Origin of the sequence: Draconibacterium sp. (assembly GCF_041583095.1) — a bacterium.
GTDB lineage: Bacteria > Bacteroidota > Bacteroidia > Bacteroidales > Prolixibacteraceae > Draconibacterium.
The window spans coordinates 1-6,459 of the sequence record NZ_JBFHGM010000284.1; the positions used below are offsets into that span (position 1 = coordinate 1).

At 43.6% G+C, this 6,459-nt stretch carries 7 protein-coding genes; 2 read left to right on the top strand and 5 right to left on the bottom strand.

Features of this window, described 5'->3' with window-relative positions; translation table 11 throughout:
• The 5 genes from ABZB17_RS19095 to ABZB17_RS19115 form a co-directional block, all read right to left on the bottom strand.
• Nucleotides 1-85: hypothetical protein (locus ABZB17_RS19095; protein ID WP_372652596.1), on the bottom strand; the 85-nt coding region annotated here is incomplete at its 3' end.
• A 28-nt stretch (nt 86-113) separates the two neighbouring features.
• On the bottom strand, nt 114-3,191 hold the full coding sequence (locus tag ABZB17_RS19100; RefSeq protein WP_372652587.1) for a DUF2723 domain-containing protein: 3,078 nt from the start codon (nt 3,189-3,191) through the stop codon (nt 114-116).
• A 203-nt stretch (nt 3,192-3,394) separates the two neighbouring features.
• Nucleotides 3,395-3,712, bottom strand: a complete 318-nt coding sequence (locus ABZB17_RS19105; RefSeq protein WP_372652589.1) for a hypothetical protein — start codon at nt 3,710-3,712, stop codon at nt 3,395-3,397.
• A gap of 155 nt (nt 3,713-3,867) precedes the next feature.
• Nucleotides 3,868-4,605 carry a peptidoglycan editing factor PgeF gene (gene pgeF / locus ABZB17_RS19110; RefSeq protein WP_372652591.1) on the bottom strand — a complete coding sequence of 246 codons (738 nt, stop codon included), beginning with the start codon at nt 4,603-4,605 and terminating at the stop codon, nt 3,868-3,870.
• Complete coding sequence (locus tag ABZB17_RS19115; protein WP_372652593.1) at nt 4,598-5,275, bottom strand: Crp/Fnr family transcriptional regulator; 678 nt, start codon at nt 5,273-5,275, stop codon at nt 4,598-4,600. Before ABZB17_RS19115 ends, pgeF begins: the two co-directional genes overlap by 8 nt.
• A gap of 78 nt (nt 5,276-5,353) precedes the next feature.
• Between ABZB17_RS19115 and ABZB17_RS19120 the strand changes: the two genes are divergently transcribed.
• Both ABZB17_RS19120 and ABZB17_RS19125 read left to right on the top strand, forming a co-directional pair.
• Nucleotides 5,354-6,235 carry an ATP-binding protein gene (locus tag ABZB17_RS19120; protein ID WP_372652594.1) on the top strand — a complete coding sequence of 294 codons (882 nt, stop codon included), beginning with the start codon at nt 5,354-5,356 and terminating at the stop codon, nt 6,233-6,235.
• A 96-nt stretch (nt 6,236-6,331) separates the two neighbouring features.
• A partial coding sequence (locus ABZB17_RS19125) for a hypothetical protein (protein WP_372652598.1) occupies nt 6,332-6,459 on the top strand: 128 nt, incomplete at its 3' end.

Here is a 6,459-nt window from a genome sequence, read left to right on the forward strand (position 1 = left end):
ACAAATTATCTACTTTTTCGCTTTGTTTAATTTTCCATCCCAAAGCGTGCTCTCTTCCTCCCGAGCCTACAATCAAAATGTTCATCAGTATGTTGCTTTTAATTTTTTACTATTTACATATTGCCAAATCGTTGGAAATAGCTCTGCAGGTTTCCGCCAATTTGCTCTGCCAGTTTGCTGTTACCTGCATTTGCGGCCGTACGTTGCAGCTGTTGCAGATAGAACAGTTTGCGTTGAATCTCTTCAACAATACCTGCCATAAACTTCGGCTGTAACGAGAAATAATAATTCAGTTCGTCGTTGAACACACCGTACGCCGTTTCAACCATTTCAAGACCTTTTTCGTTTGCTCCGGCGCGGACATAACTGTTGGCCAGCTCCAATGCGAAATATTCGTAAGGAATAATGCTGTTTGGCAACAACTCGTTGCACCGGTCGATAACTGCAATGGCCGAATCCTTTTTACCTTCCTCAACCAATGCCGATGCCAGACGGTTAAAACTGTTTCGGATGTTGGTCATCATGCGGGTATTGGTTTCGTCGAGGTAAACTTCAGGATCATTCATGTTACCCCACTTGAAGTTGTTCATCAGGTTATCGTACATCACAGATGTATTCACCCGGCCAAACTGCAATTGCTGCGGATTACTCTGCGTTTTTATCGGTACCAAACGGTAGGCAAAACCTTCCACCTGGAAATAATCGCTAAGATTCAGATATTTGCTGCGGCCAACGGTAATCGACCAGTAAATAGGGCGTTCCCAGTTGTTGGTTGCCAGCATATCGAGCACCATCATTTCGTCTTTCGATAGCATACTTTTTCCCGACAAATCGATAACGATCTCGTCAACAATTTTGTCGTAATCTTCCGGAGCAACCACTTTATTTCTGATCACTGCTTCCTTATCCACTTTAAAGTGAAGTTTCTTTTTCGGCAAATAAGCGGCATTGTCGGCCTGCTGCAGTTTGGTAGCAGGATTATCGTTGGCAATAAAATCAATGCCTTCTTCTAATCCAATGTAATCGCGTTTTATGCGCGAATCGTCGAGTAGATAAACCGCATCGCGGGTTCCCAACAGGTACTGTTCGGGTTTTAAAGTAAAATCAATCGGCTCCGAATCGTAAGCTTGTCGGCGCATCTGATCGATATACCAATCGGTTTGCAGATAGCTTAGGTTACACACCCGAACATCGGTACGAACACCTTCCACCTCCTGGTTGTACCACAGCGGGAAGGTATCGTTATCGCCATTGGTAAAGATCACCGCATTGGGCTCGCACGTTTTCAGGTAATTGGCACCAAAATCGCGGGCAGTATATCGTCCCGATCGATCATGGTCGTCCCAGTTTTGCGCCCCCATAATTCCGGGAACCAAAATCAGTGTTACCAGTCCGGCAATTCCTCCGGCAAGTGTTTCCGGAATATATTTTTTCAATGTTTCGGAAATGGCCAGCACTCCCAAACCAATCCAGATTGCAAAGGCATAGAACGAACCGGCATACGCATAATCGCGTTCGCGCGGCTGATGCGGATACTGGTTCAGATAAATTACAATGGCCAAGCCGGTTAATACAAACAGCAGGAATACCACCCAAAGTCCTTTCCGGCCTTCTTTACCACGGTTATACTGGAAAAATATACCCAGTAATCCGAGCAGCAAGGGCAGAAAGAAATAGGTGTTTCGGGCTTTGTTATTGGCCAGTTCAGCAGGTAAATTATCCTGATTGCCCAAACGAGCCTCATCAAGAAATTTTATACCACTCAACCAGTTTCCGTAGAGTATATCTCCGTGTCCCTGGATGTCGTTTTGGCGCCCCACAAAGTTCCACATAAAGTAGCGCCAGTACATATGATTTACCTGGTACCGAAAGAAAAACCGCAGGTTCTCGCCCATGGTTGGTTTTACAATTGTTTCTACCTCGCCACGTTCGTTGCGGAACTGAATACGTGTACCTTTTATTTGTGCCCACTGCTGATAATCCTGCTCGTGTTGCGGGTCCATATTGCTCCACATACGTGGGAAAACGGTGGTAAATCTCTCGTCGTAATTCGGATTAAAACGATGGTAAGTAATTTCATATCTTCCGTCGACCTGCGAATAAACCGGACTTCCTTCGGTAAAACGATCGCCCACTTTGTAAGGCGAATTGTAGTACTGACCGCTAAACAACGGACGTGATCCGTATTGTTCGCGGTTAAGGTAGCCCAACAGCGAGAAAGTATCATTCGGACTATTCTGATCCATTGGCGGTTGAGCCGATGAACGAATAATAATTATGGCAAACGATGAGTAACCGATAAGAATTACGGCAACCCCCAGTAACACGGTGTTCCATACCACTTTTTGTTTTTTGTGCGTGTAGTAAATTCCAAAGGCAATGGCGGCAATTACCAGCACAACATAAAAGAAAACTCCCGAGTGATAAGGCAAACCAAAGCCGTTAACAAACATCAGTTCGAACCACGATGCAATGGTTACAAATCCCGGAATAATACCGTACATTATCGCTCCCAGCAACACCACCGAAGCTACCAAAGCCCAGATAATTCCGTTGCGGGTTACTTCATATTTTCTGAAATAATAAACAAAAACAATGGCCGGAATTGCCAGCAGATTCAGCAAGTGAACCCCGATTGACAGGCCAATGACATAAGCAATAAATATCAGCCAGCGGTTGGCATATTTTTCGTCGGCAACGTTTTCCCATTTTAAAATGGCCCAGAATACCACAGCCGTTAACAACGACGAGCTGGCGTAAACTTCGCCTTCAACAGCCGAAAACCAAAAGGTATCGGAGAATGTGTAAGCCAGCGCTCCCACCAAACCTGCTGCACAAATTGAAATGGTTTGCCCCAGTGAAACCTCTTCGGCTTTTACCATTATCTTTTTTGCCAGGTGTGTGATGGTCCAAAACAGGAACATAATGGTTCCGGCACTGGCCAGTGCTGAAAGCACATTCACCATTTTTGCGGCGCCTTCAGGGCCTGCAAATAGCGTGAAGAAGCGGCCAACGATCATAAAAATCGGTGCCCCCGGCGGGTGACCTACTTCAAATTTAAAAGCTGTTGTAATAAATTCGCCACAGTCCCAAAAACTCACAGTGGGTTCAATGGTCATTAAATAAACAATGGCTGCAATTAAAAAACTAACCCAGCCAAAGACGATATTAAACAATCTGTATTGCTTCATTTTCAAGTGATTTCTGAAAGCGTAAATGTTCGAAATTTTTAATAGTTGCGAAGATAAGGCTTTTGCTGAAAACTCAGAGAACAGTACATTAGAATTAAATCTTATTAACGTGAAATGTAGCCAACAACTATAGGCCAACAAGTGCAGAAGGGGGCATTTTTTTGCAAATTCATTACCTTTTGTAATTAGAAGCGGGCATTTTTTCAAAAATATATGGTCTTCTGTATGCGGAAGGGGCCATTTTTGTTTAAAAGCACTGCCTTCTGTATGCGGAAGGGGCCATTTTTGTTCAAAAGCACTGCCTTCTGTATGCGGAAGAGGGCATTTTTGTTTAAAAGTATTGCCTTCTGTATGCGGAAGAGGGCATTTTTGTTTAAAAGCACTGCCTTCTGAATGCGGAAGAGGGCATTTTTGTTTAAAAGCACTGCCTTCTGCATGCGGAAGAGGGCATTTTTGTTTAAAAGCATTGCCTTCTGTATGCGGAAGAGGGCATTTTTGTTTAAAAGCACTGCCTTCTGCATGCGGAAGAGGGCATTTTTGTTTAAAAGCACTGCCTTCTGTATGCGGAAGGAGGGATATTTTTGCCCAAATGCCCGCTTCTAACTACAGAAGGATGAGAATTGGTAACAAAATGCCTGTTTATAACTGCAAAAACATAGAAATTTACATCTCTAACCTACCCTTTCAACATAATTCCCGAAACCATTCTTCCCGTATCAATCCCATCTCTTCGTGCCGAATAGTATTTTTCATTATCGGAAAATGAACATGCTCCGAGCACCTCAATATTTTGAGCCGGCACCCCGTTTTTTAACAACAATTGCCGGTTGGCCTCCCAGAGATTAAAATGAAATTTGCCCGACCCGTTTTTGTGCAAAGTTGCTTCAACATTGGGAATCGACTTTTGGGCAGCAGCCACCACTTCGTCACCCACTTCGTAAATCTCAGGACTTATTGACGGCCCAATGGCAGCCACAATATTTTTAGCAGAAGCGCCGTAGTTAGTCATTTTGCTAATCGCCTTTTCAACTATTCCGCCAACGGTACCGCGCCACCCGGCATGAATGGCTGCAATAACTTTCGCCTTTGGATCGAACAATAGCATCGGAACACAATCGGCCGTTTGCACACACAAACACAGTCTGGCCTGATTGGTAACCAGTGCATCGGTTTCTGAAATTACAGCATCGGGAACTTCCCGAACTTCGGCAACACAATTACTATGCGTTTGATCGGGATAAACCATTTGTCGAACTTCCAGCGCCAGTGCCTCGGCCAGTTTTGCCTTATTCTCGGGCATATTGCTGTAGCGTACCCGCTCAATAGGCAAGGTGTTTTTGGTGGTGGTAAAAGCGCAAATATTTGCAAAAGGTTTAAATATGTTGTAGCGGATCAAATCCGGATTTTTATCCATTCTTCAATAAATTATTCAGTCCCTGTTTATCGAGCAGGGTAACGGTTTTCTTTTCAATTTTTATCAGGTTCTCATTTTGCATTTCGCCAAGAACACGCGCCAGCGACGGTCGTGTAACTCCAAACAATTCGGCCAGCTGTTGTTGGGTATTTTTTAGTTCGAACGAATGAAAGCGGTCGCCCGCCTGTTGAAGCAAAAAGTGCGCAACTTTTTCTTTAATGGTTTTAAAACTCAGAAAATGCAGTTTTTGCGAAAGAAACTGTGCACGGGTTGAAATGCTATTTAAATAGTTGCGTAACAAACGTGTGTTTAACTGCAGTAATTTCAGAAATTCAACAACCGGAATAGCCAACATTTCCACCTTTTTATTGGCAGTTACGGTAACCGGAAACTTATTCTCTTTACCAAACAAAAAAGCAGCTGCCAATGGGCGCGGTGCTTCAATGTCTTCGATCTTCACCGTTTTGCCCGAGTAATCGATCATCTCGCCCCGAACACTTCCGGAAAGCACAACAAACAAGTTGGTAACCTCCTCGCCTCCCTGCACAACAATCGCATCCTTTTCGAATTTACGTACCTGGTAATGAATTTTCGAGCACAACGTCCGGCACTCTTCTTCTGAAATGCCATTAAACAATGGACTTTTAACAAGAATTGAATAATCTATCATTTTGTAACAATTGGTACACTTTGAGAAACAGTAGTGTCATACTTTTGTTGCGTAAACTTAAAGAAAAGAATAAAAAAGATGATACGGGAGATAATTAAAATTGACGAGGATTTATGCAACGGATGCGGCGTTTGCGTGCCCAACTGCCACGAAGGCGCGTTGCAAATTATTGACGGAAAAGCACGACTGATTAGTGAGTTAATGTGCGACGGACTGGGAGCTTGTATTGGTCATTGTCCGGAAGGTGCAATTACCATTGAAGAGCGCGAAGCTGATGCTTACGACGAAATTACAACCATTTCGCAAATGGTAAAACAAGGAAAAGCCACCATGTTTGCGCACCTGAAACACTTGCAGGATCATAACGAAACAGGTTATTTGCAGCAGGCATTGAGTTTTATAAAAGCCAATCGCGAGGCCATGCCTTTCGAGATCAGCGAAGTGCACGAATTGCTTCACGGAGCTAAAGAAGAACAAACTTCGGGTGGTGGTTGTGCCAGCGGCGGATGTCCGGGTTCGGCACCAATGGCTTTTGATGCAGGTGGTTTAAAAATGGCCGCTCCTGCTTCAGAAATGCCATCGGAACTTACCCAATGGCCGGTGCAAATGCATTTGATTAACCCGGCAGCAAGTTATTTCCAGGGCGCCGATCTTTTGGTAGCTGCCGACTGTGCAGGTTTTGCATACGGCAATTTCCACAACGACTTTATAAAAGGTCGAAAAATGGTAATCGCCTGTCCAAAACTCGACCAGGGAAAGGATATCTACATTCAGAAACTGGTGAATTTAATTGACGAATCGAGAGTAAACACAATAACCGTAGTAATTATGGAAGTTCCATGTTGCGGAGGATTGTCGCAAATGGTAAAAATGGCCACCCAAATGGCATCGCGAAAGGTACCCGTTAAAGAAGTTGTGATAGGAATTAAAGGCGATATATTAAGTGATGAGTGGATGTAAACCACAAAAATTACCCAATTAAGTTGTGATAAAATCAGCCCCTTTTCACAAAAAAAATCAAAAGAATAATCTAAATAAAGAATAGTAGAAATGAGTATGTTTTGTTTTCAATGTCAGGAAGCAGCCAAAGGAACCGGCTGTACTATTGCAGGAGTATGTGGAAAAACCAGTGATGTAGCTAATTTACAAGATACTTTACTTTACGTATTGAAAGGTATTTGCTG

Coding starts and splice junctions, on each gene's coding strand:
- ABZB17_RS19100 (WP_372652587.1), bottom strand. CDS start 3,191: ATGAAGCAATACAGATTGTTTAATATCGTCTTTGGCTGGGTTAGTTTT.
- ABZB17_RS19105 (WP_372652589.1), bottom strand. CDS start 3,712: ATGCAGAAGGCAGTGCTTTTAAACAAAAATGCCCTCTTCCGCATACAG.
- pgeF (WP_372652591.1), bottom strand. CDS start 4,605: ATGGATAAAAATCCGGATTTGATCCGCTACAACATATTTAAACCTTTT.
- ABZB17_RS19115 (WP_372652593.1), bottom strand. CDS start 5,275: ATGATAGATTATTCAATTCTTGTTAAAAGTCCATTGTTTAATGGCATT.
- ABZB17_RS19120 (WP_372652594.1), top strand. CDS start 5,354: ATGATACGGGAGATAATTAAAATTGACGAGGATTTATGCAACGGATGC.